Origin of the sequence: Streptomyces sp. NBC_01445, from assembly GCF_035918235.1 — a bacterium.
Taxonomy (GTDB): domain Bacteria; phylum Actinomycetota; class Actinomycetes; order Streptomycetales; family Streptomycetaceae; genus Streptomyces.
In genome coordinates this window covers 4,725,300-4,747,929 of the sequence record NZ_CP109485.1, presented here as the reverse complement: position 1 = coordinate 4,747,929, position 22,630 = coordinate 4,725,300, and the positions used below count along the sequence as shown (strand labels likewise).

At 69.5% G+C, this 22,630-nt stretch carries 27 protein-coding genes, 3 tRNA genes and 2 pseudogenes; 21 read left to right on the top strand and 11 right to left on the bottom strand.

Features of this window, described 5'->3' with window-relative positions; all coding sequences use genetic code 11:
* Positions 1-5: 5 nt before the first annotated feature.
* The 5 genes from OG574_RS21620 to OG574_RS21600 all read left to right on the top strand — a co-directional run bounded on the left by OG574_RS21620 (position 6) and on the right by OG574_RS21600 (position 5,066).
* On the top strand, positions 6-1,580 hold the full coding sequence (locus tag OG574_RS21620) for a complex I subunit 4 family protein (RefSeq protein WP_326774553.1): 1,575 nt from the start codon (positions 6-8) through the stop codon (positions 1,578-1,580).
* The gene (locus OG574_RS21615) at positions 1,577-3,124 is read left to right on the top strand and encodes an NADH-quinone oxidoreductase subunit N (RefSeq protein ID WP_326774552.1); all 1,548 of its coding nucleotides are present in this window, start codon (positions 1,577-1,579) and stop codon (positions 3,122-3,124) included. Before OG574_RS21620 ends, OG574_RS21615 begins: the two co-directional genes overlap by 4 nt.
* A 49-nt stretch (positions 3,125-3,173) precedes the next feature.
* Complete coding sequence (locus tag OG574_RS21610; RefSeq protein ID WP_326774551.1) at positions 3,174-3,629, top strand: MscL family protein; 456 nt, start codon at positions 3,174-3,176, stop codon at positions 3,627-3,629.
* Between the two features lie 184 nt (positions 3,630-3,813).
* The gene (gene htpX / locus OG574_RS21605; protein WP_100598066.1) at positions 3,814-4,677 is read left to right on the top strand and encodes a zinc metalloprotease HtpX; all 864 of its coding nucleotides are present in this window, start codon (positions 3,814-3,816) and stop codon (positions 4,675-4,677) included.
* Positions 4,674-5,066, top strand: a complete 393-nt coding sequence (locus OG574_RS21600) for a YccF domain-containing protein (protein ID WP_100598067.1) — start codon at positions 4,674-4,676, stop codon at positions 5,064-5,066. Before htpX ends, OG574_RS21600 begins: the two co-directional genes overlap by 4 nt.
* Positions 5,067-5,283: 217 nt before the next feature.
* Here the strand turns inward: OG574_RS21600 and OG574_RS21595 are convergent, their stop codons facing one another.
* On the bottom strand, positions 5,284-5,772 hold the full coding sequence (locus tag OG574_RS21595) for a YajQ family cyclic di-GMP-binding protein (RefSeq protein WP_100598068.1): 489 nt from the start codon (positions 5,770-5,772) through the stop codon (positions 5,284-5,286).
* A 216-nt stretch (positions 5,773-5,988) separates the two neighbouring features.
* Here OG574_RS21595 and OG574_RS21590 point away from each other — a divergent pair.
* Together OG574_RS21590 and OG574_RS21585 are read left to right on the top strand one after the other, a co-directional pair.
* Positions 5,989-6,070, top strand: a tRNA-Tyr gene (locus OG574_RS21590).
* Between the two features lie 216 nt (positions 6,071-6,286).
* Positions 6,287-6,703: a hypothetical protein gene (locus OG574_RS21585; RefSeq protein ID WP_326774550.1), complete on the top strand. Its 417-nt coding sequence runs from the start codon at positions 6,287-6,289 to the stop codon at positions 6,701-6,703.
* A gap of 7 nt (positions 6,704-6,710) precedes the next feature.
* Here the strand turns inward: OG574_RS21585 and OG574_RS21580 are convergent.
* The 7 genes and pseudogenes from OG574_RS21580 to OG574_RS21555 form a co-directional block, all read right to left on the bottom strand.
* Positions 6,711-8,070, bottom strand: a pseudogene (locus OG574_RS21580) (tyrosine-type recombinase/integrase).
* Positions 8,071-8,129: 59 nt separating this feature from the next.
* The gene (locus tag OG574_RS21575; RefSeq protein WP_442816841.1) at positions 8,130-8,294 is read right to left on the bottom strand and encodes a helix-turn-helix transcriptional regulator; all 165 of its coding nucleotides are present in this window, start codon (positions 8,292-8,294) and stop codon (positions 8,130-8,132) included.
* 34 nt (positions 8,295-8,328) lie between these two features.
* Positions 8,329-8,808 (bottom strand): DUF3987 domain-containing protein, encoded by a 480-nt coding sequence (locus tag OG574_RS21570; protein ID WP_442816840.1) that lies wholly within the window; start codon positions 8,806-8,808, stop codon positions 8,329-8,331.
* Positions 8,712-8,969: a hypothetical protein gene (locus OG574_RS52770; RefSeq protein WP_442816957.1), complete on the bottom strand. Its 258-nt coding sequence runs from the start codon at positions 8,967-8,969 to the stop codon at positions 8,712-8,714. The genes OG574_RS21570 and OG574_RS52770 overlap by 97 nt, the downstream gene beginning before the upstream one ends.
* A complete protein-coding gene (locus tag OG574_RS21565) occupies positions 8,966-9,295 on the bottom strand; it encodes a hypothetical protein (protein ID WP_326774549.1) in 330 nt (109 codons plus the stop codon). The genes OG574_RS52770 and OG574_RS21565 overlap by 4 nt, the downstream gene beginning before the upstream one ends.
* Positions 9,292-9,810, bottom strand: a pseudogene (locus OG574_RS21560) (DNA primase); the annotation flags it as partial. The pseudogene OG574_RS21560 and the gene OG574_RS21565, both read right to left, overlap by 4 nt.
* A gap of 56 nt (positions 9,811-9,866) precedes the next feature.
* Complete coding sequence (locus tag OG574_RS21555; RefSeq protein ID WP_326774548.1) at positions 9,867-10,079, bottom strand: hypothetical protein; 213 nt, start codon at positions 10,077-10,079, stop codon at positions 9,867-9,869.
* 538 nt (positions 10,080-10,617) lie between these two features.
* On the opposite strand from OG574_RS21555, the gene OG574_RS21550 reads away from it, so the two are divergent.
* The 3 genes from OG574_RS21550 to OG574_RS21540 all read left to right on the top strand — a co-directional run bounded on the left by OG574_RS21550 (position 10,618) and on the right by OG574_RS21540 (position 12,231).
* A complete protein-coding gene (locus tag OG574_RS21550) occupies positions 10,618-10,827 on the top strand; it encodes a hypothetical protein (protein WP_326774547.1) in 210 nt (69 codons plus the stop codon).
* A gap of 107 nt (positions 10,828-10,934) precedes the next feature.
* Positions 10,935-11,354, top strand: coding sequence for a hypothetical protein (locus OG574_RS21545; RefSeq protein ID WP_326774546.1), 420 nt, complete (start codon positions 10,935-10,937; stop codon positions 11,352-11,354).
* A 337-nt stretch (positions 11,355-11,691) separates the two neighbouring features.
* Positions 11,692-12,231 carry a hypothetical protein gene (locus OG574_RS21540; protein ID WP_326774544.1) on the top strand — a complete coding sequence of 180 codons (540 nt, stop codon included), beginning with the start codon at positions 11,692-11,694 and terminating at the stop codon, positions 12,229-12,231.
* Positions 12,232-12,512: 281 nt separating this feature from the next.
* On the opposite strand, the gene nadE is transcribed toward OG574_RS21540, so the two are convergent.
* Positions 12,513-13,343, bottom strand: coding sequence for an ammonia-dependent NAD(+) synthetase (gene nadE / locus OG574_RS21535; RefSeq protein WP_326774543.1), 831 nt, complete (start codon positions 13,341-13,343; stop codon positions 12,513-12,515).
* Positions 13,344-13,605: 262 nt separating this feature from the next.
* Between nadE and OG574_RS21530 the strand changes: the two genes are divergently transcribed.
* The gene (locus OG574_RS21530; protein ID WP_326774542.1) at positions 13,606-13,830 is read left to right on the top strand and encodes a hypothetical protein; all 225 of its coding nucleotides are present in this window, start codon (positions 13,606-13,608) and stop codon (positions 13,828-13,830) included.
* Between the two features lie 7 nt (positions 13,831-13,837).
* Here the strand turns inward: OG574_RS21530 and OG574_RS21525 are convergent, their stop codons facing one another.
* Positions 13,838-14,494: an SDR family oxidoreductase gene (locus tag OG574_RS21525; protein ID WP_100594918.1), complete on the bottom strand. Its 657-nt coding sequence runs from the start codon at positions 14,492-14,494 to the stop codon at positions 13,838-13,840.
* Between the two features lie 76 nt (positions 14,495-14,570).
* Between OG574_RS21525 and OG574_RS21520 the strand changes: the two genes are divergently transcribed.
* Positions 14,571-15,644 (top strand): hypothetical protein, encoded by a 1,074-nt coding sequence (locus tag OG574_RS21520; RefSeq protein WP_326774541.1) that lies wholly within the window; start codon positions 14,571-14,573, stop codon positions 15,642-15,644.
* A gap of 78 nt (positions 15,645-15,722) precedes the next feature.
* Here OG574_RS21520 and OG574_RS21515 read toward each other — a convergent pair whose 3' ends face one another.
* Entirely contained in the window at positions 15,723-16,985 is a 1,263-nt protein-coding gene (locus OG574_RS21515) for an amidohydrolase family protein (RefSeq protein ID WP_326774540.1), read from the bottom strand.
* Positions 16,986-17,293: 308 nt separating this feature from the next.
* Here OG574_RS21515 and OG574_RS21510 point away from each other — a divergent pair.
* The 9 genes from OG574_RS21510 to OG574_RS21470 all read left to right on the top strand — a co-directional run bounded on the left by OG574_RS21510 (position 17,294) and on the right by OG574_RS21470 (position 22,619).
* Positions 17,294-17,366 (top strand) — tRNA-Thr (locus tag OG574_RS21510).
* Between the two features lie 45 nt (positions 17,367-17,411).
* A tRNA-Met gene (locus OG574_RS21505) sits at positions 17,412-17,484 on the top strand.
* Positions 17,485-17,571: 87 nt separating this feature from the next.
* Positions 17,572-17,736, top strand: coding sequence for a 50S ribosomal protein L33 (gene rpmG / locus OG574_RS21500; RefSeq protein ID WP_100594914.1), 165 nt, complete (start codon positions 17,572-17,574; stop codon positions 17,734-17,736).
* A 126-nt stretch (positions 17,737-17,862) separates the two neighbouring features.
* A complete protein-coding gene (locus OG574_RS21495; protein WP_326774539.1) occupies positions 17,863-18,315 on the top strand; it encodes a MaoC family dehydratase N-terminal domain-containing protein in 453 nt (150 codons plus the stop codon).
* A gap of 2 nt (positions 18,316-18,317) precedes the next feature.
* Entirely contained in the window at positions 18,318-18,746 is a 429-nt protein-coding gene (locus OG574_RS21490) for a MaoC family dehydratase (RefSeq protein ID WP_100594912.1), read from the top strand.
* A 139-nt stretch (positions 18,747-18,885) separates the two neighbouring features.
* Complete coding sequence (locus OG574_RS21485; protein ID WP_326774538.1) at positions 18,886-19,455, top strand: TetR/AcrR family transcriptional regulator; 570 nt, start codon at positions 18,886-18,888, stop codon at positions 19,453-19,455.
* 131 nt (positions 19,456-19,586) lie between these two features.
* The gene (locus tag OG574_RS21480) at positions 19,587-21,032 is read left to right on the top strand and encodes a DHA2 family efflux MFS transporter permease subunit (protein WP_326774537.1); all 1,446 of its coding nucleotides are present in this window, start codon (positions 19,587-19,589) and stop codon (positions 21,030-21,032) included.
* Between the two features lie 43 nt (positions 21,033-21,075).
* A complete protein-coding gene (locus tag OG574_RS21475) occupies positions 21,076-21,456 on the top strand; it encodes a DUF3291 domain-containing protein (RefSeq protein ID WP_100594910.1) in 381 nt (126 codons plus the stop codon).
* 47 nt (positions 21,457-21,503) lie between these two features.
* Positions 21,504-22,619 carry a UDP-N-acetylmuramate dehydrogenase gene (locus tag OG574_RS21470; RefSeq protein ID WP_326778569.1) on the top strand — a complete coding sequence of 372 codons (1,116 nt, stop codon included), beginning with the start codon at positions 21,504-21,506 and terminating at the stop codon, positions 22,617-22,619.
* Positions 22,620-22,630 lie beyond the last annotated feature (11 nt).

The window sequence follows — 22,630 nt, the reverse complement described above, 5'->3', positions numbered from 1 at the left end:
CAGCCGTGATCGATATCAGCGAATCCGTGATGCAGTTCCTTCTCGCACTGATCGTCGCCGGCCCGCTCATCGGCGCCGCCGCCGCTCTTCTCCCGGCCCCGCCCGGGCTGAAGGGAAAGTCCCCGGACCAGGCCGTGCTCCGCCACGGCGTGACCGTGACCGGCGTGATCCTCATCGCCGCGATCGTCCTCGCGCTGGGCTTCGACCATGACCACCCGTCAAAGATGCAGGCCACGACCGACATCAGCTGGATCCCCGCACTCGACGTGCGCATCCACCTCGGCATCGACGGCATCTCGCTCCCCCTCCTGGTCCTGACCGCGCTGCTGACCTTCCTCTGCGCGCTGTACAGCTATTTCAAAATGCCGACAGGCCCGTCCCCCAAGGCATTTGTCGCGCTGATCCTCGTCCTCGAGTCCGGCACCCTCGCGACCTTCGCCGTGCTCGATCTGCTGCTGTTCTTCCTCGCCTTCGAGATGGTCCTCATCCCGATGTACTTCCTCATCGCCCGCTGGGGCGGTGAGCAACGGGCCAAGGCTGCCTGGAAGTTCATCCTCTTCACGCTCCTCGGCTCCGTCGTGATGCTGCTCGGCCTCCTCCTCATCGGACTCAAGTCCGGCACATTCGACATGGTGGCACTCGCCTCTGACAACGGCCGGGGCCTGAGCACGTCCGTGCAGGTCACCGCCGTTCTGGCGATCGGGATCGGGCTCGCGGTCAAGACGCCGATGTGGCCGCTGCACAGCTGGCTGCCGGACGCCCACACCGCCGCGCCCACCGTCGGCTCGGTCCTCCTCGCCGGCGTGCTGCTGAAGATGGGCACGTACGGATTCGTGCGGATCCTGCTGCCGATCACACCCGACGGCATGCGCACCTTCGCGCCGTACCTCGCCGCGTTCGCCGTCGTCGGGATCATCTACGGGTCCCTGGCCTGCCTGGCCCTCGCACGGCCCGGCGCCAAGGGCGACCTCAAGCGCCTCATCGCGTACTCGTCCGTCGGGCACATGGGCTTCGTCCTGCTAGGCATCTCGACGATGTCCCCGACCGGCGTCAACGGCGCGCTCTTCGCGAACATCGCCCACGGCCTCATCACCGGCCTGCTGTTCTTCCTCGTCGGCGCCCTCAAGGACCGCACGGGCAGCACGGACCTGGACACACTCGCCCAGCAGGGCGGCATGGCGCTCTACGGCAAGGCGCCCCGCCTCGGCGGCCTCCTCGCCTTCGCCGCCGTCGCGTCCCTCGGGCTGCCGGGCCTCGCCGGGTTCTGGGGCGAGATGCTCGCCCTGTTCGGAGCGTTCAAGCCGGCCGCCGGCCTGAGCCGCCCCGCGTTCCTCACGTTCATGGCGATCGCCGCGTTCGGCACCCTGCTCACCGCCGCGTACATGCTCGCCGTCGTCCGCCGCGTCTGCATGGGCCCGCACGAGGCCGAGGCGCCGAAGCTGGCCGACGTCCAGGGCTACGAGTTCGCCGCCTGGACCCCGCTCGTCGCCCTCACCGTCGTCGGCGGGCTCTGGCCCGCGGCCCTGATCGGCCTCACCGACCCGGCCGTGCAGAAGCTCCTCGCAGGAGGCATCCAGTGACCGCCGTCGCCGCGCCGTCCGTGGCGTCCCTCGTCCAGTCCGTCGACTGGCTCGCGATCGCGCCGCCCACCATCGCGGCGGTCGTCGGCCTCGTGGTGCTCGTCGCGGACCTGTTCCTCGGCGAGCGCAGGAAGGCGCTGCTCGGCTGGGTCTCCGTCGCGGGTCTGGCCGCCGCCGCGCTCGCGCTGCTGCCGCTCCTGGACGGCGACCGCTCGACCTTCTGCCTCAAGACGCTCAAGGGCGAGCAGGCCGCGTGCAGCTACACGGCCGACCACTTCACGCTCGTCATCCAGTTCCTCGTCCTGGCCGGCGCCCTGCTGACCGCGCTGCTGTCCATCACCGGCATCAAGGACGCGAAGAACACGCCAGCCAAGGCGCCGCTCCCCGAGGGGGAGTTCTGGTTCCTGCTCCTGTCCTCCGCCGCGGGCGCCGCCCTGCTGCCCGCCTCACGCGACCTGGCCACCCTCGTCGTCGCCCTGGAAGTGGCGTCCCTGCCGGCGTTCGCCCTCGTCGGCATCAAGCGTGACGACCGGCGCTCCTCCGAAGCTGCCCTGAAGTTCTTCCTGTCCTCGGTCACGGCGACCGCGGTCACCCTCCTGGGCGTGAGCTTCGTCTACGCGACGACGGGCACCCTGCACCTCACGAGGATCGCCACCGCCCTGACGCAGGTCGACGGGCAGTTCCACACCCTGGCTCAGGCGGGCGTCGCCCTCACCCTCGTCGGCTTCGCCTTCAAGACCGCCGCCGTCCCCTTCCACTTCTGGGTGCCCGACACCTACGTAGGAGCCCCTCTCCCGATCGCCGCCTACTTGTCGGTGATCGGCAAGGCGGTCGGCTTCTCCGGGATCATCCTCGTCACCGTCGTCGCCTTCCCGTCCTACGCCGATGTGTGGGGTCCGGCGCTCGCCGCGCTCGCCGCGCTCACCATGACCGTGGGCAACGTGGCGGCCCTGCGCCAGCAGGCCACGCGCGCGTACAGCGCGGTACGCCTGCTCGCCTGGTCCTCGGTGGGCCAGGCCGGCTACCTCCTCGTCCCGATCGCGGCGGCCGCCTACTCCAAGGACGCCGACAAGGCCATCGGCTCCACCGTCGCGTACGCCCTCATGTACGCCGCCGTGAACCTCGGCGCCTTCGCCGTGGCCGCACTCGTCGCCCGTACGAAGCCCCTGAACCGCATCAGCGACTACCGCGGCCTGTACCGGTCAAGGCCGCTGGCCGCCCTGGTCCTCGGCTTCTTCCTGCTCTGCCTCGCGGGCCTGCCGCCCGGCATCATCGGCCTCTTCGCGAAGGTCACCGTCTTCTCGGCGGCCGTCGACGCGGGCCTCGGCTGGCTCGCCGTCGTCATGGCCGTCAACGTCGTGATCGCGCTCTACTACTACCTTCAGTGGACGGCGACCCTGTTCCGCCCCGCCGAGGGCGAGCAGGCGCTACAGCGGATCCCGGCCCCGCTCACCGCGGCGATCGGGCTCACCGCCGTCATCGGGGTCGCCCTGTCGGGCGCACCTCAGATGGTGCTCCGTTTTGCCTCGACGGGCCTCTTCTAGGCACCCTCATAGCGACCCCCCAAACGTCGTACACCAGGGAGACACTGCCGTGCTGAGCGGGTTCAAGGACTTCATCCTTCGCGGGAACATCGTGACCATGGCGATCGGCCTCGCCGTCGGTTCCGCCTTCACCGCCGTCGTCACGGGCTTCAGCACGGCGTTCATCGCCCCGCTCATCGGCCTCGCGACGAGCTCGACCGGCGACTTCAGCAAGGCGCACTTCCAGGTCGAGGGCACGGACTTCCCGTACGGCAAGTTCGTCGCCGCGGCGATCGCCTTCGTGATCACGGCGGCGGTGCTCTACTTCCTCGTCGTCGTCCCGATGATGAAGTTCCAGGCCCGCCTCGACCGCGGCAAGCCGGTCGACATCAAGGCCGCCCTGCGCGACTGCCCGCGCTGTTTCAGCCAGATCCCCGCGATCGCCACCCGCTGCTCCCACTGCACCAGCGAGCTCAAGGCCGACCCCGAGGCCCTCGCGCTCGCCGGGCTCCCCGAACAGCGCTGACCCTGGCCGGCGGGCCACCCCCCACCCGTACGGCCTACACGCGCCCTCCTCGCCCTCCGCGCGCACAAGGGAACTCGTCCTCCTCGTCTGGCGTTGACCAGTACAGGAGGGTCCACTGGACCGTGGAAGCACCCAGCACCAGCAAGCAGAGGGTTCCCCTGCCGCACCACATGGAGGGCGTACCGTGCACCGCCGGCACAACGGGCTGAAGACCGCCGTACTCCTCGGGGGACTGTCCGCCCTCATCATCGTCATCGGCAGCTTCTTCGGTCGTACGGGGCTGATCGTGGGCCTCGGCATCGCCCTCGCGACGAACGCGTACGCGTACTGGAACAGCGACAAGCTGGCCCTGCGCGCGATGCGTGCGCGCCCCGTGAGCGAGTTCGAGGCCCCCGCGCTCTACCGCATGGTCCGCGAGCTGTCGACGCAGGCCCGCCAGCCGATGCCCCGGCTGTACATTTCGCCGACGGAAGCCCCCAACGCCTTCGCGACGGGGCGCAATCCCCGTAACGCCGCGGTGTGCTGCACCGAAGGCATCCTGCGGATCCTCGACGAGCGCGAGCTGCGCGGTGTCATCGGGCACGAGCTGAGCCATGTCTACAACCGCGACATCCTGATCTCGTCCGTCGCCGGCGCCCTCGCCTCGGTGATCATGTTCCTGGTCAACTTCGCCTGGCTGATCCCCATCGGCCGGTCGAGCGACGACGACGGTCCGGGCCTGCTCGGCATGTTGATGATCATGATCCTGGGCCCGCTCGCGGCCACGGTCATCCAGCTCGCCATCAGCCGCTCCAGGGAGTACGAGGCGGACGCGTCGGGCGCCCAGCTCACCGGCGACCCGCTGGCTCTGGCGAGCGCCCTGCGCAAACTCGACGCGGGCACCAAGCAGTTGCCGCTCCCCCCGGAGCCGCGGATCGAGACCGCAAGCCACATGATGATTGCGAACCCTTTCCGCCCCGGGCAGGGCATGTCCAAGATGTTCTCCACGCATCCGCCGATGGCGGAGCGCATCGCCCGGCTCGAGCAGATGGCAGGTCGTCACTCGTGAAGACAATCCTCAACATCATTTGGCTAGTGCTGAGCGGCTTCTGGCTGTTCCTCGGCTACCTGCTCGCGGGCCTGATCCTCTGCATCACGATCATTGGAATCCCGTTCGGCATCGCGGCGTTCAGGATCGGCGTGTACGCGCTGTGGCCGTTCGGCTATACGACGGTCGAGCGCCACGACGCGGGCGCCCCGTCCTGTATCGGGAACGTGCTGTGGCTGATCCTGGCCGGCTGGTGGCTCTGCCTCGCCCACATCGTGACGGGCATCGCGCAGTGCATCACGATCATCGGCATCCCCCTGGGCATCGCCAACTTCAAGCTGATCCCGGTCTCCCTGATGCCGCTCGGCCGCGAAATCGTCCGTACGGACCAGCCGTTCGCATCACGGTAGCCGGGAGCGCATGCCGGGGGTCCCTCACCGGACTTCGAGGGTGGAACCTGCGCTGACCGCGTGGGTTCTGCCGCCGCAACAACCTGGAGTGCCTTGTGGCCGGTGGGACTCCAGTCCCACCGGCCTCGCACCGGGAGCGGCGGCAGACCGTCACGTCAGGGCGATTGCGCCTGCTTCGGCGACAGTTGCGGTAACCCGCTGTCCTGACCCGCTGTTCCTACCGGTAGTTCACGAACTGCAGCGCGAAGTCGAAGTCGTGGCCCTTGACCAGCGCCTGCACGGCCTGGAGGTCGTCGCGGCTCTTCGAGCTGACCCGCAGCTCCTCGCCCTGGACCTGCGCCTTGACGCCCTTGGGGCCCTCGTCACGGATGAGCTTCGCGACCTTCTTGGCGTTGTCCTGCGAGATGCCCTCCTCGATGGAGGCGAAGATCTTGTACTCCTTGCCGGAGAGCTGCGGCTCTCCAGCGTCCAGCGCCTTCAGCGAGATCCCGCGCTTGACCAGCTTGGTCTGGAAGACGTCGAGGATCGCGTTGACGCGGTCCTCGGAGTTCGCCTCCATCAGGATCTTCTCGCCGGACCACGAGATCGAGGCGCCGACGTTCTTGAAGTCGTAGCGCTGCGAGATCTCCTTGGCGGCCTGGTTGAGGGCGTTGTCGACCTCCTGCCGCTCGACCTTCGAGACGATGTCGAAACTGGAGTCGGCCATGTCCTGTGGCTCCTTGTATCGGGTTGTGAAACGGCTTGCGTCTGGATGCGTCATCCACGGCCCTGGCTCCCTGGGCCGCATCCGCAAAGCCTAGCCATCACCCCGCCCCCGAGTACCGATCAATCGGGTGGCGAAGCACCCCCGTCCATCAGGTATCGTTTACGTCGTTGCCACGGAGCACCGCCCCACAGCGGAGATCCAAAGCAGCAAACCCATGGCGGTGTGCCCGAGCGGCCAAAGGGAGCAGACTGTAAATCTGCCGGCTCAGCCTTCCCAGGTTCGAATCCTGGCGCCGCCACACGACCGAGAGGGTCCGTGACCAGCAAATACGCTGGGAACGGGCCCTCTCGTCGTTTCCTCGGACGGCAGATCCGCTTTAGGCGTATTGCCCCACTGTGTCTCACCCTGTGTCGCGTGCTGACCAGTGCGTGTGGGGCACCTGTGGGGCGCCCCATGGGCTGCTACTAGTGCCGCATCAGGCAACGTTCGCCCTGTCGATGGCTACTCTGACGACGTGGCCGATGAGAAGGACAGTGGGAGCGGCTCGATCCGAGGCCCCTCGTGGGACCACCCGGTAGTGGCCACCGTCGCGCTGGAGCTGGGCGGCCTCGCTGTCTCCGGGTTGGTCGCTCTGGTGGGGTGGCCGTTCGGGTGGCTGCCCGACACTGGTTTCGTCCTCCTCGTGACGGGCCTGATCGCGATCGGGCCTGCGGCTGAGTTGTATCGCGGGGCGGGTCCGCCGCGTCGGCTTGCTGTTGTCGCCGCTCTCCTTGCGCTGGCAACGGTGAGACTGCTCGTGGCTGCAGCAGTGAACTGGGTCTTTCCTGCGCTGGCTGATCCGGGCGTCGGTATCCTCGTCGGCTACCTTGTTGCGTTGCCCATCGGCGTGGCTGTGTTGGCTTGGTTCCTCACCAGGGCGAACGTTGCCTGATGCGGCACTAGCCCTTCAACGCGGCCTCGATCCGAGCGTTGGCTGTGGCCTCCGCACCGTCCAGGCACTTCGCGTAGACGCGGAACAGGACGGCCACGCTGTGCCCCGCTCTCTGCGCGACCGCCTGTGGCTAGGCTCCGGAACTCAGCCATGTCGACACGGCGGCATGACGAAGGTCGTATTGGCGCTTGGCCAGCGTAGACACGTACTGCGCTGGAGAGAGCGCCCGCCGGCGAGCCTCGGCCCACACATCGCCGTAGCCGGTGTCCTGGATGATGCCGCCTCTCAGCGTGCGGAACAGACGGCCGTCGGGTGACACCCCGTACGCCGTGACGTGCCAGCGGAGCAGCGCGACCAGGTCCGGGGGGATGGGGACCACTCGGACCGCCTTGCGCGGCCGGTGCTTCAGTCCCCGCCTGTCGTGAGACTCGCCCGTGTCGGTCCACGCGGACCCAGAGCGGGGGCGCGTCTCGCGCAGCCGCAGCGTGCCCCATCCACGGCGTGGGAGGTCACAGTCTGCCAAGCGGAGCCCGATCGCCTCCGCCGGCCGTGCCGCCGCGAAGTACATGCATCCGAAGAAGGCGACCATGCGGCGCCCTCGGGCCCTGTGCACGCACGGCACTGAGCAGTGTCGCCGTTTGGCGCGGTCTCGGCACACAGGCGGGATCCACCTCGTCCGAGACCTGCTCGGGTGCCTTCCACCGGACCTGGGGTAGCGGATTGGCGGCGAGGCGATCGGCGTCGACCGCGTAGCCAAGGGCGTTGTGGAAGATGGCCCGCTTCCGGCGAATGGTGCTCGCAGCGGCCGTCGTACCGTCCAGCTTCTTGGTGAGCGCATCGAGTGCTGTCCGTACGCGCATCCGGTCGGACAGCGCCGATCTGGGGAGTGACTTCCGCTCGAACCAGTCGAGCACCTTGGCCACGTCGGCGGGGGGTTCCTCGCCGCGGCGGTTCATGTTGAAAGCCTAGCCGTACAAGGCTGCGCGCACTGTCCTGGCATCGGTCATGCTCTTGGTGTCTTTCACGAGCACAGGGGTGACGGTGGCCATCGCTTCTGCGAGCGTGCGGCGGGTCGACCCGGGGGAGTGGGGCCACTTCATCGCGATGTAGTCGAGGGCATGCTGATACCAGCTCACGTCGTTGCGGTCCCGAAGCTCCTTGACCGGTACGCCCGTTCCCTCATCGAACGGCTCGCCAGCGTGCACCGCGCGAAGAAGTTCGGCGCGGCGGCCTTCGGCCAGTGTCTTGGTCTGGAACGTCTGAGAGTGCGGAGTGTCGCCTGTCCTCCAACGCAGCTCTGCTGAGGCTTGCTTACGGTCTTTGTGCTGCCGGACAGCCCAGATGCGGACGTCGTACGTCGTGCCCATGCTTCTCCAAAATCAAAAGGGCCCGCCCCGGAGATCCGGGGCGGGCTCAAAGGGCGATGTCAGGCAGCGCGCTGCTCGCAGGCAGCCCACCAGGCATCGAGGTCGTCTCGGCTGACACGGAGGTGCCCGTTGGGCAGCCTCTGGAGGCGGGGGGCTTGGCCGCGGGCGCGCATGCGGTAGAAGGCGGACTGACAGAACCTCGACGCATGGCCTCTGACCTGCATGTATGGACGGGTCGGGATCTTTGACAGAACTGAACTAAAACCTGACAGAACCTCTTGGGAGGGGGTTGCAGGCCCGCGATCCGTGCCACGGCCCCGTCCCGCTTGGACGCCCATTTGACGATCGGAGCGAAGCTTCCGTCCTGCCCCAGTCGGGCCTCGGTGACCTTCTGGAAGGCGAGCACCCTGGCTCGGCCGCTCCGGCTTTCTGTGCGGCCTTCTCTGCGGCTGCTTTGGCGAGGCGGGCCAGGGTCTCGGCCTCGGCCCGCACGGGCCCGGACAGCTCGATGAGTGCCTTCTCGGCGTCGAGCAGGGGGCGCACCATGAGGTCGAACACGGCGCTCTTGCGGTTTCCGGGGTCCAGAGCCACGGCGGTGTAGATGTTCACTGGCTCGCGCCAGTGGCCGCGCACGCAGACCTTCACGCGCCCGCCGGCGGCGGTGGCGATGACCGCGAGGGCGAGGCATCCGGCGAGGTCGATGGGGGTCTGGGTTTCCTCGGCGACGCCTCGAACCATGTCCCCGAGCCAGGCGGGAGGGTGTCGACGGGGAAGGCGGGCAGGGGCGGGCGGGCCTTGAGCGGGACGGGTTCGTCCCACGCGGGTCCGGTGATCTGCTCGGGGGCGATGTGATCGAGCCCCTCCCACAGGTCGGGGCTCATGTCGTTGGGGATGCTCATACGGCCTTGCCTCCTTCCCTGGTGGTGGCGAGCTGCGGGCAGGTGTCGCGGTGTTCGTTGTGGGCGGCCACGAGGCGCAGTACGGCGGCGCGGCCGATGGCTTGGCGTTCACGGCCGCAGGAGCACCACGAGTGGGCTGACGGGGCCACGTGCCAGTCCGGGGGCGCCACGACGTGCAGAACGGACCGGGGCTGGTATCCGTCGTTCGTCTGCGGGTCAGGGCGAACAGCAATGGGGACGCCTTCGGCGACGCCCTCTCGGTCGCCCACGACCAGCCGCAGGTGCCGTCGCTCGGCGGCACGCGGGGAGCGGGGGTGAGGGCTCATGCTGCCCTCCCCGCATCGGCGTTGAGCCCGTTGCCGATCGCGCGGGCCGCATACGGCTCGGGGACCCCAACGGAGACAGCCGCGGCGATGACCTCTTGCCCGAGCGCGTCCAGGCCGCAGGGGCCGGGGCACTGGGCGTGCTGCTTGGCGAGGAACTGGGCCACCCCGAACGCCTGCGAGGCCGCGCCGGATTCGGGACGGGACCTCACCAGGGCCAGTCCGCGTTCGAGGCCGGTGCGGACGTACTTCTCTGTGTGGCGGCAGCCGGTGGCCACGGCCCCATCCCATGTCGCGCGCCTGGGGAGGGAAGAGACCACCTCCCCCCGGGCGGGGGCGGTGGTCTCTTCCCTCTCGACCAGGGCCAGGACGGCCAGCGGCAGGGGCGCCATGGTGCCGGTGCCGGTGCCGGTGCCGATGCCGAGCCAACGGGTGTAGGACATACGAGACTTGATGTCGACGCCGGGGCGTACGGCGTTCGCGGAGCGCATCGGCCCCAGGTGCCCACCGTGGACGCCCCATGGCAGGAAACGATCTCTCCCACGCGTACCGGTTGGTTCCAGCGCGCTGCCTCTTATGCAGCCTCGTAGTGGTGCGCCCGGCCGCCGTGCCACTTCACCCACGACGGATCCTCAAGCAGGTCCTCCCCGTCCGGCAGGCCCGCGCGGCGCAGGAACTCGATGACGTCCCCATCTGAGTAGGCGAGGCCGAGGATCTGTCCGCGCGCGGTTACCCGCCGGCCGCCCGTGCCGAGCGGCGGGTGCACGACTATCGGCGCCGTCGCCATGCGTCCATGGTCACCCGAATGGCCGGTGCGTGCATGCGGTACGGGTGTTGGCCTCGGAGGATTTCCGCGGAGCCCCGCCCGGTCTCCATCCCTTCCTTCCGGCCAGGCTTCTCTCAGTCCTGAATGCCTAGCTCGGTGTCAGGCCGGCAGTGGGGGCAGGCGCCGGTGCAGCTGCCGTTGACCTTCCTCCCGGAAAGGGCCGTTCTTGATCTCTTTGGGTGAGTGATTTGCCCGCCGGCTGCTAGTCACTGTCTGTATCCATATATACACAGACAGTGATCCTGTCGCCATGGCGATCACGCCCAGTCAGGGAAGGAAATCATGATCAAGACCGCCAGGACCCGCCGGGGAGTCATCGGGACAGCCGTAGCGGTGGCCCTCGTGTCCGCAGGAGTCCTCGGGGGTGTGGCCATCGCGGACGATTCACCCATCAAGGCCAAGCTACGCGCAGGCATCCGCTCAGATCAACGCGGACGGAACCCGCGCCCAGTCCAAGGGAATCAAGTCAGTCACCAAACCCGGTGTCGGCCTGTACTGCGTGACCTTCGACGACGCCACGAAGATCGACGTCAGTCGCAGCACCCCGGTCGTGACCCTGGTAGCTGCGGGCAGCTCGCCCTTTGCAGCTGCGCTGGTGCGCACCACCCCGTCCCCCGAGTGCTCGAACGCGGACGACACGGTGACCGTCTACATCGGCACCGCCAGCGGCAGTTACGTCGACGTGCCCTTCATGCTCCTCGTCCCCTGATCATCCCGTCCGAACAGCAGGGACCCGGGGACCGCCCGTCCCAGGGCAACCTGGCCGCTCCCCGGCAACCTCCGGGGCAACGCAGCCGACAAGAAGGAAGTACTCCCATGTCTCACAGCATCACCAGGCGCAGTCGCGCCATCGCCGTCACGGTCGCCGCCCTGGTGTCGGTTCCCGTCCTGGCCGGCACGGCGAACGCGGTACCGGCCGACATGTACGCCCCCTACGCCCGCGCGGCCGCGATGGTCCACGAGCCCGGCACGCTCCTGGCAGCCAAGAACATCTCCGAGGTAACGCACCCCAAGGTAGGGACGTACTGCCTCAAGGTGTCGGACCCGGACATCGACGACCTGCAGAATGCGGCGATCCTCGCCACAGCCAACAACGGCGGCGCCAGCGTCACCGTGCGGACTGCCGGATACGGTGTGACTGGCTGCCCCCGCGGCACCGACATCATCTCGGTAACCAGCGTCTACAGCGACAACCACCAGCCGGTTGACGTCACGTTCACCGTCGCCGTCCTCTAGTCACACCACTCGTGGGTCACTAACCGGTCTATCGGCTTAGCTCGATACTGAGTACCTGTGCGATCAGGCCGCATGTGCGAACTGGGCCTGACGCGGGGGCGTACCGCTCATCGTGGAAATTGACTGAGCGGCGCGGTCGCCGAGCCAGGGCTGGCGACCGCCGAAGTGGAAGCAGGTGCCCGGCCTCGCTGCCGGGCGCCTGACCTGCACGGTTGCGGTGCGTGCTCCGGTCGGGTGGCGTTGTGACGGCCCGATGGTGCGGCGCGGGCTGGCCCATGCGAAATCGGATTCGCTTCCCGTGTTCGCCCCATCCAGCTAGTTGGAACGAGGCCCTCACGTGCGTAGTCCCCTCATGTCGGCGGCTGTTGCCGCCGCGGCGATCGCTCTGTCCCCCCTCGGCCAGGCATCGGCCGCAGCCCCGGCCGACATCGGCCATGTCGTCTGCAATGGCGGCGCCCTCAGCGTGCAGTACAACCCCGGCATCACCTTCGCCAAGAAGACGTTGCAGCTGTCCGCCAATGGCGACATGGGCAACTGCACATCCAAATCCCACCCGAAGATCACCGGCGGCTCGATCCAATTCCAAGCCAGCCTTCCCGCCCAGTGCCCCGGCCCCATCGGGCCCGGCTACGCCAAGGCGACGATCTACTGGAACGACGGAACCCGCACGGTCATCGACCAGACGACGTTCCGCGGCGACACGCAGTCCTTCTCCCTGGAAGGCGGCTCCATCGCCACCGGCGCCTTCGCGGGAGGCACCGCACGTGGCAGCGGCCGCACCACCAGCAACCTGACCGAGCTCGGCGCCCGTTGCGTGGTCGGGGGCCTCACCGACTACGGCGCGACGATCGAGCAGTTCGCCGTCGGCGACATCTAGGCCAGCACCTCACAGATCGCCTTAGCCCGGCCCTCCGGATCAGCCATCGCCTCGACCGCATCCATAGCGCCGGACACGCCCTAGCGGGGCCAGCGTGGGGCAACGCGCTAGTCCCTCAGAAAAGGGCCAGGTCAGACCCACTCGCCTGTGGGGACTGCAAATCTGCCGGCTCAGCCTTCCCAGGTTCGAATCCTGGCGCCGCCACATAGTGGAGAACCCCCTCCGAACTGCGGAAACGCAGTTCGGAGGGGGTTCTTTGCATCCCCGGCGAGCAGAGCCTTCTAGGGCGCGATGGGGAGTTGGCGCTTGTGGTCGGTGAGGCGGTAGCGGTGGACGATCGTCTCGAAGGCCCGCCCGTCGACCGGCTTGCCCTCCAGGAAGTCGTCGATGTCGTCGTAGGTGACCCCGAGCGCGTCCTCGTCGGCCTTGCCCGGGTCGAGGGTCTCCAGGTCGGCCGTGGGGACCTTCCACACCAGCTCGGCGGGTGCGCCCAGCGAGTCCGCGACGGCGCGCACCCGGCGCTTGGTCAGGCCGGTCAGCGGGACCAGGTCGGCGGCGCCGTCGCCGAACTTCGTGAAGAAGCCGGAGACGGCCTCGGCGGCGTGGTCGGTGCCGACGACCAGGCCGTTGTGCGCGCCGGCCACCGCGTACTGGGCGACCATGCGCTGCCGGGCCTTGATGTTGCCGTGCACGAAGTCCTGGTGGCCCTCGTCGCGGAAGCTCACGTCGGCGGCCAGTGCGGCCTCGATCGCGGCGTCGCTGGCGGGCTTGATGTCCACGGTCAGTACGTGGTCGGCCCGGATGAAGGAGAGCGCGAGCTGGGCGTCGTGCTCGTCGGCCTGAATCCCGTAGGGCAGCCGCATCGCGTAGAACCGCGCTTCGTGTCCGGCGGCCCGGGCCCGCTCCACGGCGAGCTGGCACAGCCGGCCGGCGGTGGTGGAGTCGACACCGCCGCTGATGCCGAGCACGAGGGAGCGCAGGCCGGTGGAGGTCAGCCGCTCGGTGAGGAAGGCCACCCGCCGTTCGATCTCACGCTCGGCCTCGAAGGTCTCGGCGACCTGGAGCTCCCGGGCGATCTCCTGCTGCAGGTCGTTAGACGCCGACTCGCTCACGTCTGCTCCTTGCTCCGGTTCATGGGGTGCTGTCGCGCCCACCCTACTGGGGGTACCCGGGAGGCCAGGGGGCGCGGGATGCGCCGGGACGGGACGTGGACGGGACGTGGACGAGGCAGGCTGTGAGTCCGGCGCCGCCACATGGCGGGAAGCTCCCAGGGAAGCCCTCAGGGAAGCCTCAGGAAGCCCCGCGGACCGTGACATCGCCGTCCGGAGAGGGCTTCTTCGGATCCTCGGACGCCCCGTGGCGCAGACTGATCCCATGTCCGTACCGTCGGCGTCTCGCCGCAGAAACTGCCCCGAGTGCCGCCGCGACATCGCCGTCGTGGCCGGCCGCTTCGCCCGCCACGACCCGCCCGGGGCCCGCAGCGCGGGCGAACTCGTGTCCTGCCCCGGCTCCCGCAGGCCGGCGCAGCTCGGCGCCGCGCAGCCGTCCCTCGACGGCTACGTGGTCCCGACAGTGCCCGGCCAGCTCCCGCTCTTCTGAACCGCGCTCAGTTCCCCGCGACCGACTTGACCGCCACCATCACCGGCGCCGACCCGGAGATCAGCTCCAGCGTCAGCCCCGCGGTGGCGGGGGTGTCCACCAGCTCCGCGAGCACCGCCGCCACATCGTCCCGCGGCACCGGACCCCGCCCGGTGGACGCCTCCAGACGTACGAGTCCGGTGCCCGCGTCGTCCGTGAGCATCCCGGGACGCAGGATCGTCCAGTCCAGACCGGACCGGGCCCGTACGGACACGTCCGCCTCGCCCTTGGCCCGCAGATACGCGTCGAAGACCTCGTCACCCTGATGGGCCGGGTCCGCGCCCATCGACGACACCACGACGTACCGCCGGACCCCGGCCCGCTCCGCCGCGTCCGCGAACAGCACGGCCGCCCCGCGGTCCACCGTGTCTTTGCGCCCGGCCGTGCTGCCCGGCCCCGCGCCGGCCGCGAACACCGCCGCGTCCGCGCCCTCCAGAAGCCCGGCGACCTCCTCCACGGACGCCGATTCCAGGTCGCACACAAGGGGCTCGGCCCCGGCCTCCCGCAGGTCGTCCGCCTGCTCGGCGCGGCGGATGACGCCCGCGACCTCGTCTCCGCGTGCGGCGAGCAGACGCTCGAGCCGCAGCGCGATCTGACCATGACCACCAGCGATGACAATGCGCATGCTTCCGACCGTACGCCGGGCCGACCCCGTTCGCCGCGCAACCTTGCGGGCGCCTCGTGGGTCTCATCAGCGACCCGTGCCGCCGACGGCCGCCGGGTCTCTCATCGGACCTCTGCGGGAGACAGACATCAGCGCCATACGCACCACCACCCTCACCGCGGCCGCCTGCGCCGCCCTGCTGCTCGCGACCACCTCCGCCTGCGGCACCGTCGAGAACCTGACGGCCGGTCAGAAGATCGACAAGGCCGCCGACAAGCTCGGCGAACAGAAGTCGCTGTCCTTCGAGTTGGGCCTCGACGCGAAGCCGGACGCGCTCATGGAGCTGGCCGGCGGACAGGGCGACGAGGCCATGCCGCCGACGATCGCCAAGGCGTTCGCCGGTGCCCACGTCACCTTCTCCGTACGGTCGAAGAAGCCGCTGTCCGACTCAGGCGAGAAGGACTTCGTCGGGATGGGCGCGAAGGTGTCGGTCAAGGGCGGCACCCTGGCCGAGTACCGGTTCGCCGGAGACTTCGTCTACTTCCGCCTCGACATGCAGAAGTCGTCGGAGCTCATGGGCTTCCCCCTCCCCTCGTCGAAGGACCTCCCGAAGGGTGAGGAGGGGCTCGCGAAGGCCCTCGAAGGCGAGTGGGTCAAGGTGGACGTCTCGGACGTCCGGAAGAGCACGTCGGGCGAGAACTCCAAGCGTTCCGGCGGCGTGGACGAGAAGACTCAGCGGAAGGTCCTCAAGGCCCTGCGCGGCGTCATCGCCGACGACGTCACGCTCCGCAGCGCCGGCACCAAGGACGGCACGGAGCGCATCGTCGCCAAGGCGTCCTTCCGCGAGCTCCTGACGGACCTCTTCGACAAGCTCGGCCCCCTGAAGGACGAACTGCCGCCCGGCGCCGGATTTCCCACCGCCAAGGACCTCAAGGACGCCCCCGCCAAGAAGGTGGCCGTCGACTTCTCCATCACCAACGGCACGCTGTCGAAGATCTCCTTCGACCTCGCGACCCTCGCCGACGGCAAGAAGGGCGCCAAGGTCCCGCTGGTGCTCAAGTTCGGCAAGGCGGGCGACATCAGCGCACCGTCCGGCGCGACCGAGGTCCCGCTCGGCGAGCTCGCGGGCGGCAACCCGTTCATGATGGGCACCCCGATGGGCGGCTTCTGACAGTTGGTCAACGCCCCGGGGGAGGGCGGCAGATGGGCTTCACAGGAGTCAAGGGGGCCCGCGTGCGGGCGGGCCCTTTCACTCCTGCCCGCAGCCCCCGCCCTCCATCGGCATCCCCGCTCGCCCCTGCCGCGGCAGATCGAGCGCCGACGCCGAGTCGCAGTACTCCCGCACCGCACTGGTGCGCGCCACCACCCGCCCCCGGTGCACCACGATCCGGCTGTACGCGAGTGAGAGCGCACCCGCGAGCCGGTCGCCGCGCACGGCGACGAGCTCCGCGGGGAAGCCCGCCTCCACCCGCACCTCGGGCAGCCCGAGCGCTGCCCGCGCTGCCCCGCTGACGCAGTCGTACGCCTCCTCGGGGCGCAGCCCGTAGCGCGAGACCAGCAGGTGCGCGGCCTCCAACGGATCGCCGCGCCCCACCGGGTTCGCCATGTCGCGCAGCGCCCCGCTGCCCGCCGCGACCCGCACGCCGGCCGCACGCAGGAGCCGTACGGGAGCCGTGCCGCGACGGTCGACGCCCGCGCAGCCGCCCTGCGGCAGGCAGACCACCGTGACGCCCGCGGCGGCGAGTCGGTCGGCGGTGCGCGCGGCGACCTCGCGCGGCAGCCGCCCGAGCCCGCCGCACGGCCCGATCGTGACGCCGGGCCGCAGCCCTCCGGCCATCGTCGCGATCCGCCCGAGCCGTGCCGGATCACCGCCGTCCGTATGCAGATCCACCGCGCAGCCGTGCTCCGCCGCGACCTCGAGGACCGCCTCCACGTAGCCGGTCGGGTCGGGGTCGAGATCCGGGCACCCGCCCACCACGGACGCGCCCATCTTCACCGCGTCCCGCAGCATCGACAGGCCGTCGGCCCCCGCGAGGCCCGTCAGGAGCCGGGGCATCGCCACGGTCCGCAGATCGGCCAGGCCGCGCAGCGACCGCCACGCCTGGAGCACCGCCTCCATCGGGCCGAGGCCCTGCAGATCTCCGATCCGCACATGCGCGCGCTGCGCGGTGGCCCCGTGCCCGAGCTGGAGCAGCGCGGCCTCGGTGGCCCGCCGCTGCACGTCGGGCCCGTCGTACGACACCGGCCCCTCCGTCTCCTCGGACAGCGCCGTGTCGCCATGGGCGTGGGGTTCGGCGGGGGCAGGGAGCAGGAGGTAGCCGCCGAGGTCCACGCGCGCGGAGGGGGCGGTGAGGCTGCCGGCCGTGCCGACGGCCTCGATGCGCTCGTCGTCGAGCCGCACGTCCACGGTCCGGCCGTCGGTGAGCCGGGCACCGCACAGGAGGAGGGCGGTGCTCTCGGCGGCGGAGTCGTTGCCGGGGGAGCGGGGGTGCTGCGGCTGGCTGTCGGGCATCGCGCTCCTGGGGTTCGGGGGCGGCGGCCGCGTGGGCGGGGGCCGCCCCGGACCGGAGGCGGGCCGGAAGGGGCGCACAAGATCACGCAGCGCGGGTCGAGCCTAGAGCTGCGGCAGGCCCGCTTTGCGGAGGAGCGCAATAGCTTCGCGGAGGAGCGCAATAGTCGTACTGCTGTGGTGCGTGGTGCCGATGAGGCGGTCGTGGGCGGTTGTTGCGGCTCCGGAACGGCCGTGGTCCTGCCCCTGGGGGGCGGCCGCGAAACGGATTTGGGCGATCGGCGGGCGAGCGTGTAATGTCTTCATCGCTCGCCCCAATAGCTCAGTCGGTAGAGCGTCTCCATGGTAAGGAGAAGGTCTACGGTTCGATTCCGTATTGGGGCTCTGGTGTGAAGTTCCCTCACCTTCGGGTGAGGGGCATCGCATCAAAGCGGTGTAGCTCAGTCGGTAGAGCAAGCGGCTCATAATCGCTGTGTCACCGGTTCAAGTCCGGTCACCGCTACACACAGTAGCCGATTGTGGGGTCGGTCCTCCGGTCGGCTACTATTCATGCGTTCATCCGTCAACCGTCCGTCCAAGGAGCACTCACGTGGCTGCCACCGACGTCCGCCCGAAGATCACGCTGGCCTGCGTGGAGTGCAAGGAGCGGAACTACATCACCAAGAAGAACCGGCGTAACGACCCGGACCGTCTTGAGATGAAGAAGCACTGCCCGCGCTGCAACCAGCACACGGCGCACCGCGAAACGCGCTGACTCAGGCTCGTACATGAGGCCGTCCCCTTTCGAGGGGGCGGCCTCATGTCGTTATCGCGTGTGGGCGGCCGGCCGTAAGATCCGGCAACATCCGGCAACAGCGCAAATCCAGGAGGTGCCGAGTCCATGGCGCTCGACCAGTCCTTCGTGGGACGGTCCTACCCGCCCACCGACCCCTATGAGGTCGGCCGGGAGAAGATCCGTGAATTCGCGGAGGCGGTGCGGGACACCAATCCCGCCTACGTCGATCCGGAGGCGGCCAAGGCGCTCGGCCACCCCGATGTGATCGCTCCGCCGACCTTTGTGTTCGCCATCACGTTCAAGGCCGCGGGCCAGGTGATCGAGGACCCGCAGCTGGGCCTCGACTACAGCCGCGTCGTGCACGGTGACCAGAAGTTCGTGTACGCGCGCCCGGTGCGCGCCGGTGACCGGCTCACCGTGACCTCGACCATCGAGGCGATCAAGTCCCTGGCGGGCAACGACATCCTGGACATCCGCGGCGAGGTCCACGACGAGACCGGCGAGCACGTCGTGACCGCCCACACCAAGCTCGTGTCGCGCGCGGCCGAGGGGGCGTGACCATGACGACGACGATTCAGTACGCGGATGTGGAGATCGGCACGGAGCTGCCGGCCCAGACGTTCCCCGTGACCCGCGCCACGCTCGTGCAGTACGCGGGCGCCTCCGGTGACTTCAACCCGATCCACTGGAACGAGAAGTTCGCGGTCGAGGTCGGGCTCCCGGACGTCATCGCCCACGGCATGTTCACCATGGCCGAGGCGATCCGCGTCGTGACCGACTGGGTCGGCGACCCGGCCGCTGTCGTGGAGTACGGCGTGCGCTTCACCAGGCCCGTCATCGTCCCGAACGACGACAAGGGTGCGACGATCGAGGTCAGCGGCAAGGTCGCCGCCAAGCTCGACGACGGTCGCGTCCGCGTCGACCTCGTCGCGACGAGCGCGGGCCAGAAAGTGCTCGGCATGTCGCGGGCGGTTGTGCAGCTGGCGTAACGGCTGCTCCGTAGGAACCTGAGTAAGGGGCACCCTCCATTGCGGGGTGCCCCTTACTCGTAGGCAGGACTCGTACGCCTTCGCGGGAGTCGAGATGTGACGCTTGACATAGGTAGTGATTGACCACTAACTTAGCCGCATGGTCAGGATGAGCGCAGACGAGCGACGCGAGAGCGTCATCCGCGCGGCGATGAGCGAGTTCGCCAGGGGTGGTTACTACGGCACCTCTACTGAGGCGATCGCCAAGCGGGTGGGTGTCTCGCAGCCGTATCTGTTCCGGCTCTTCCCGGGGAAGAAGGCCATCTTCCTCGCGGCGGCGACCCGTTGTGTGCAGGACGCGACGCGGCTCTTCGCCGAGGCCTCCGAAGGTCTGGAGGGCGAGGAGGCCCTGCACGCCATGGCGAACGCGTACACCGACGTCATCGCCAAGGACCCCGAGCGGCTCATGATGCAGATGCAGGTGTACGTCGCGGTCGCCGCCGCGGAGGCTGCCGGTGACCGCGAGTTCGGCGAGGCGGTCCGCGCTGAGTGGATGAAGCTCTGGGAGGCGGCGCATCTGCCTCTGGGGGCGGACGTGGACACGACGACGACCTTCATGGCCTACGGAATGCTGATCAATGTTCTGGTCTCCATGGGCTTCCCCCCGGAGCACCGGATCTGGGAAGGGCTGTACCCCTCGGCTCGCGCCATGGGGAGCCTGGAGCACTAGCGGTAACTGCAGCACCAGCAGTAATCGGCAACTGAGCATGTGAACCAGGGGTGGGTGTCCGGGGAGGTCCTTGGCATCTTCCTACCCTTGAAAGTTAGTCATCAATAACTAACCAACGTTCTGGGGGAACGATGTCACAGCAGACAGCACGCCGCGGGGGAGCCGTCTGGGCCCTCGTCATCACCAGCGTCGCCGGGTTCATGGCGGCCCTCGACAACCTCGTCGTCACCACCGCTCTGCCCTCCATCCGCAAGGACCTCGGCGGCGCGCTCGACGACCTGGAGTGGACGGTCAGCGCCTACACGCTCACCTTCGCCGTGCTGCTGATGTTCGGCGCGGCCCTGGGGGACCGGTTCGGCCGCCGCCGGCTCTTCCTCGTCGGTCTCACCGTCTTCGCCGGCGCTTCCGCCGCCGCGGCCATGGCGCCCGGCATCGACTCGCTGATCGCCGCCCGCGCGGTCCAGGGCGTCGGCGCCGCGATCATGATGCCGCTGACGCTCACTCTGCTCACTGCGGCCGTCCCGGCGGCGAAGCGCGGGATGGCGTACGGGATCTGGGGCGCCGTCAACGGGCTCGCGGTCGCGAGCGGGCCGCTGATCGGCGGCAGCCTCACCGAACACGTCTCCTGGCACTGGATCTTCTGGCTGAACGTCCCGCTCGGCCTCGCCCTCCTCCCGCTCGCCCGGCTGCGCCTCAGCGAGTCGTACGGCACCGGCGCCCGGCTCGACCTGGTCGGCACAGTGCTCGCCAGCAGTGGCCTCTTCGGCATCGTGTACGCCCTGGTCCGCGCGCCCCGCGACGGCTGGACCAGCGGACTCGTCCTGCTGGGCCTGTCCGCCGGCGGCGCCCTGCTCGTCGCCTTCGCGCTGCACGGCACCCGCGCCAGGAACGCGATGCTGCCGATGCGCCTCTTCCGCTCCCGCGCCTTCGCCGGGATCAACGCGGCCAGCCTGCTGATGTTCCTCGGGATGTTCGGCTCGATCTTCCTGCTCAGCCAGTACATGCAGGGCGTCCTCGGCTACTCGCCCACCGAGGCGGGCCTGCGGATGCTGCCCTGGACCGGCATGCCGATGCTCGTCTCGCCGATCGCGGGGTACCTGTCCGACCGGATCGGCGGCCGCCTGGTCGTCGCCACCGGCCTCTTCCTTCAGGCCGCGGGCCTCGCCTACTACGCCTCCGTGGTCGCCGCCGACGCCTCGTACACCGCGCAGCTGCCCGCCCTGATCATCAGCGGCATCGGGATGTCCCTCTACTTCGCCCCCGCGTCCAACCTGGTCATGTCCAGCGTCAGCCCGCAGGAGCAGGGCATCGCGTCCGGCGCGAACAACGCGCTGCGCGAGGTGGGCGGAGCGCTCGGTATCGCCGTGATGTCGTCGATCTTCGCGGCGCAGGGCGGCTACGACTCCGCGCAGACCTTCGTGGACGGCATCCAGCCCGCGCTGTGGGTGGGCGCGGCCACGGTGGCCGTCGCCGGAGCCGCGGCCCTGTTCATCCCCTCCCGCCGGCGCGCGGCCGAGGGCCCCAGGAGCGAGCCCGAGCCCCGATCCGCCCCTGTCCTGGAGACCGCGTCGAACTGAGATCGGCCCCGCACCGAACCGGCACTCTTCGAAGGAGCCCGTCATGCCCACACTGCCCTGGACCGTCCCGAACACCCCGCCGGCCGGCGCCGAGGCCCACGTCATGGCTTCCCGCTTCGAGACCCGCACCCTGTGGGGAGCCCTCCGTTTCTTCGCGAAGACCCCCTCTGTCTGGCGCCAGGTGAGCAAGGCGCCCGGCGCGTACGGAGCCTCGGTGAAGGCGGCTCCCCTGCGGCGGACCTTCTGGACCCTGTCCGCCTGGGAGTCGCCGGACGCGCTGAAGCGCTTCGCGGGCTCGGCGCCCCACGGCCCGGCGGCTGGTGGTCTGCGCTCACAGATGAAGGACGCGAAGTTCGTGCGCTGGCAGACCACCACGGACGAGCTGCCGCTCGACTGGGCGGAGGCGCTGCGGCGCCTGACATGAGCCGTGAGGCGAGCTCGCCAGGTATCGAAGGAGAAGACTCGCCAGGTATTGAAGGAGACGAACGGCCCCGCCACGACCGGCGGGGCCGTTCTCGTACTCTTGAGCGCGTGCAGGAACTCCACGACGCCCCCCTCGCCCCCCTGACCACCTTCCGTCTCGGCGGCCCCGCGGCCCGGCTGCTGACGGCGACGACCGACGACGAGGTGATCGCCGCCGTCCGTGAGGCCGACGCGGCGGGCACCCCGCTGCTGATCGTCGGCGGTGGCAGCAACCTGGTCATCGGCGACAAGGGCTTCGCGGGCACCGCCCTGCGGATCGCCACGAAGGGCTTCTCGCTCGACGGTACGAACCTTGAGCTCGCGGCCGGCGAGGTGTGGACCGACGCGGTCGCCCGCACGGTCGAGGCCGGTCTCGCGGGCATCGAGTGCCTCGCCGGAATCCCGGGCTCCGCCGGCGCCACGCCGATCCAGAACGTGGGCGCGTACGGCCAGGAGGTCTCGTCGACGATCACCGAAGTGATCGCGTACGACCGGAAGGCCGACGAGACGGTCACCATTCCGAACGAGGAGTGCGCGTTCTCGTACCGGCACAGCCGTTTCAAGGCCGATCCCGACCGCTTCGTGGTGCTGCGGGTGCGGTTCGGGCTCGAGGACGCGGGCGGCATGAGCGCCCCCATCAAGTACCCCGAGACCGCCCGCACCCTCGGTGTCGAGGCGGGCGACCGGGTCCCCGCGGTCCTTGCCCGCGAGACTGTCCTGAAGCTGCGCGCGGGCAAGGGCATGGTGCTCGACCCCGAGGATCACGACACCTGGTCGGCCGGGTCGTTCTTCACCAACCCGATCCTCACCGAGCAGGAGTTCGCCGCCTTCCACGCGCGCGTGGCGGACCGTCTCGGCCCCGACACCGCCCCGCCCGCCTTCCCGGCCGGCGAGGCCCGCGTGAAGACCTCGGCGGCCTGGCTCATCGACAAGGCGGGCTTCACGAAGGGTTACGGCAGCGGGCCCGCGCGCATCTCCACCAAGCACACGCTCGCCCTCACCAACCGCGGCGAGGCGACCACCGACGACCTCCTCGCGCTCGCCCGCGAGGTCGTGGCCGGCGTCCACGACGCCTTCGGCGTGACGCTGGTCAACGAGCCGGTCACGGTGGGCGTGACTCTCTGACCCTCCTGACC

Bases quoted from the DNA above. Each gene is read 5' to 3' on its own strand.
- OG574_RS21595 (WP_100598068.1), bottom strand. From the start codon at position 5,772: ATGGCCGACTCCAGTTTCGACATCGTCTCGAAGGTCGAGCGGCAGGAG.
- OG574_RS21575 (WP_442816841.1), bottom strand. From the start codon at position 8,294: ATGCAGGTCAGAGGCCATGCGTCGAGGTTCTGTCAGTCCGCCTTCTAC.
- OG574_RS21570 (WP_442816840.1), bottom strand. From the start codon at position 8,808: ATGGTTCGAGGCGTCGCCGAGGAAACCCAGACCCCCATCGACCTCGCC.
- OG574_RS52770 (WP_442816957.1), bottom strand. From the start codon at position 8,969: ATGAGCATCCCCAACGACATGAGCCCCGACCTGTGGGAGGGGCTCGAT.
- OG574_RS21565 (WP_326774549.1), bottom strand. From the start codon at position 9,295: ATGAGCCCTCACCCCCGCTCCCCGCGTGCCGCCGAGCGACGGCACCTG.
- OG574_RS21555 (WP_326774548.1), bottom strand. From the start codon at position 10,079: ATGGCGACGGCGCCGATAGTCGTGCACCCGCCGCTCGGCACGGGCGGC.
- OG574_RS21545 (WP_326774546.1), top strand. From the start codon at position 10,935: ATGTCTCACAGCATCACCAGGCGCAGTCGCGCCATCGCCGTCACGGTC.
- OG574_RS21530 (WP_326774542.1), top strand. From the start codon at position 13,606: ATGTCCGTACCGTCGGCGTCTCGCCGCAGAAACTGCCCCGAGTGCCGC.
- OG574_RS21525 (WP_100594918.1), bottom strand. From the start codon at position 14,494: ATGCGCATTGTCATCGCTGGTGGTCATGGTCAGATCGCGCTGCGGCTC.
- OG574_RS21515 (WP_326774540.1), bottom strand. From the start codon at position 16,985: ATGCCCGACAGCCAGCCGCAGCACCCCCGCTCCCCCGGCAACGACTCC.
- OG574_RS21495 (WP_326774539.1), top strand. From the start codon at position 17,863: ATGGCGCTCGACCAGTCCTTCGTGGGACGGTCCTACCCGCCCACCGAC.
- OG574_RS21490 (WP_100594912.1), top strand. From the start codon at position 18,318: ATGACGACGACGATTCAGTACGCGGATGTGGAGATCGGCACGGAGCTG.
- OG574_RS21485 (WP_326774538.1), top strand. From the start codon at position 18,886: ATGGTCAGGATGAGCGCAGACGAGCGACGCGAGAGCGTCATCCGCGCG.
- OG574_RS21480 (WP_326774537.1), top strand. From the start codon at position 19,587: ATGTCACAGCAGACAGCACGCCGCGGGGGAGCCGTCTGGGCCCTCGTC.
- OG574_RS21475 (WP_100594910.1), top strand. From the start codon at position 21,076: ATGCCCACACTGCCCTGGACCGTCCCGAACACCCCGCCGGCCGGCGCC.